The following is a 2,250-nucleotide window of genomic DNA, read 5'->3' on the forward strand; positions in this document are numbered from 1 at the left end:
CTGGGCCTGTTCACCGATGAGCCCGATGGTGGCTCGACTCACGCCATAACCGCGAGACTGACCCGTGCCCCCATTCGTTCAGAAAGCCAGACCCTGCATCTGGGCGCCGCGGCCTCTTATCGTGATCTCGGCGACAGCCGCTTTCAGATCAAGGATGAGGGGGAGGTGTTCAGTGCCGACAATGTCATCCGCAGCCCACGATTCGAGGCCGGTGATGCCTGGCTGGCAGGTCTAGAGGCCGCCTGGCTTTATCATCGTCTGACCCTCGTGGCGGAGGCCATGGCTCAGAGCGTGCGTCGAACCGACGGGTCACGCTGGCAGTTCGGTGGCGCTTACCTTCAGGCCGGTGTGTTCCTGACCGATGATCGGCGCTATTACAGACGGGGTGAGTTTGACCGGATAGAGCCCCGGCACCGGGCGGGCGCCCTCGAGCTGGTCGCACGGCACAGTGCTGTGGACCTGAGAGAGCGGAACTTGGGCGCCGAGGCGAGCGTGACGCTGCTGGGTCTTGCCTGGTATCTGGGCGAGTTGTTCCAGCTGCGCCTGAATTACCTGATGCCGGATATTCGCGGCAATACCCTGATGGCCGTGCCGGACGGAGACGCTGTTACCCTGCGTGCTGTGCTGCGGTTCTAGGCAGCGTGAGGGTCACCTGCGTCCACTGGCCGGGTTCGCTGGTAATCGACATGTTGCCTTTGTGATGGCGCATGATGGTCTGACAGATACTGAGGCCCAACCCCAGGTTGTCCGGTGTATCACTGGTGGAATAGAACGGATCAGTGAGCCGCTTGATATCGTCTGGCGCGATACCCTGGCCGTTGTCCCGAATTACGATTCGATGGGCACTGTCAGAGCTTTCGGCGGTTATCTCGATTTTTCCGGGCTGCCGGTTTTTGCTCACGGCAGAGACGCCATTGAGCAGCAGGTTAACGAACACCTGGGTCAGGGCAGATGGATAGCAGGGAACGGTCGTTCCCTCCGGAATGTCAGTCTGAAGCTCGACACCTCGTAGCTGATGCTGGCAGAAGCGGGTGGCGGTGGTCACCAGTTTGCCGAGGTCTGCCGTTTCCAGGCTGTGTTCAGGGACGGGGCGGGAAAACTCGATCAGGTCAGACACAATATCGGCAATGCGTTTCTGGTGGGTGCTGGCGTCGGTCAGGGCGTCTGCGACCTCGACATCCCGGTTTACCGAGTTGGCAAAATCCACGGCCTGGCTGGCGCAGTTCAACGGGTTCATGATCTCGTGGAGCAGCCCCTTAGCCATATGGCTAAGGGCCTGATGTTTCTGTTCCTGGGCCAGTCTTTCTTCCGTTGATTTCAGGGTTTCCAAAGTGCGGGAAAGTTGTCGATTCCGGTCTCGGAGCAGGAATTGGAGCGCCAGCAGGTTGCGCAGGAACTGCGACAGGAACCAGGCCGATAGCGGTGCGACCACCAGGCACATCAGAATCAGCCAGTTGGTCAGAATGCCGATCAGGGTGTCGCTTACCTGAGTGCTGTCGACCGCCACGAACGTGGCGAGTACCAGCAGTGTCAGGTTGATCAGGATAATCACGCTGGTGTGGAACAGGGACAGGGTAATGATGCCCACGGAGCTGATGAAAAAGAACAAGCCCACGATGGGAGCGAGCGACGCGCCCGTTGTCATGTATCCCAGGTAGCTGAACGCCGCCATGTTGAAAAACACCAGGTAGACAATCATCGGCGCTGACCGGCGCAGGCGCGTGAACCGGTGAGCGGCGATCAGACCGGTCAGAATCGCGGTGTAGATGAGGTAGATACCGAATACGTCCGGTGCATCCGGGTTCAGGGCCAGGCCCCCGAGAAACAGCAGGGTACCGATAAAGGCAATCACCAGGTAAACGTCGGCGAACAGGGGCAGCACCCGGTACCGATACTGGGTGTGGTAGAAGCGTTCGAAGCGTCGCTGTCGGTAGGCGGGCAGCTGGCGGATCTGATCCATCCCGGAAAGCAGTTTCACTCGGCGGCTCCGTGTTGGTGTCGTTGCATAAAGAGAATGAGCTCGGGCAGGCGCTCGAAGCCCAATTTCACGAAAATCCGGTCCTTGTAGGAATGCACCGTCTTGCAGGAAACGCCAAGCCTGCCTGCAATATCGCGTACCGGCAGCCGGCTGGCCATCAGCTGTGCCACTTCCCGCTCCCGTCCGGACAAGGCCTGATAGGCGAGCATGGCGGCCGGTGCTGGTTCCTGCTGCCAGTTACCGACATAAACCTGCCCGTTTCGAATGTAGAA

General features: G+C 59.7%; 3 protein-coding genes. 1 reads left to right on the plus strand and 2 read right to left on the minus strand.

Features of this window, described 5'->3' with window-relative positions:
* Positions 1-636: porin (locus B2W52_RS20640; protein WP_286804006.1), on the plus strand; the 636-nt coding region annotated here is incomplete at its 5' end.
* Here B2W52_RS20640 and B2W52_RS20645 read toward each other — a convergent pair.
* Together B2W52_RS20645 and B2W52_RS20650 are read right to left on the minus strand one after the other, a co-directional pair.
* On the minus strand, positions 608-1,978 hold the full coding sequence (locus B2W52_RS20645) for a sensor histidine kinase (RefSeq protein WP_273018569.1): 1,371 nt from the start codon (positions 1,976-1,978) through the stop codon (positions 608-610). The genes B2W52_RS20640 and B2W52_RS20645 overlap by 29 nt on opposite strands.
* Positions 1,975-2,250 (minus strand): response regulator transcription factor (locus tag B2W52_RS20650; RefSeq protein ID WP_286804007.1); only part of this gene is annotated, 276 nt, incomplete at its 5' end. The genes B2W52_RS20645 and B2W52_RS20650, both read right to left, overlap by 4 nt.

The sequence above is a fragment of the Marinobacter sp. UBA2498 genome, assembly GCF_002341575.1.
In the GTDB taxonomy this organism is placed as follows: Bacteria; Pseudomonadota; Gammaproteobacteria; order Pseudomonadales; family Oleiphilaceae; genus Marinobacter; species Marinobacter manganoxydans.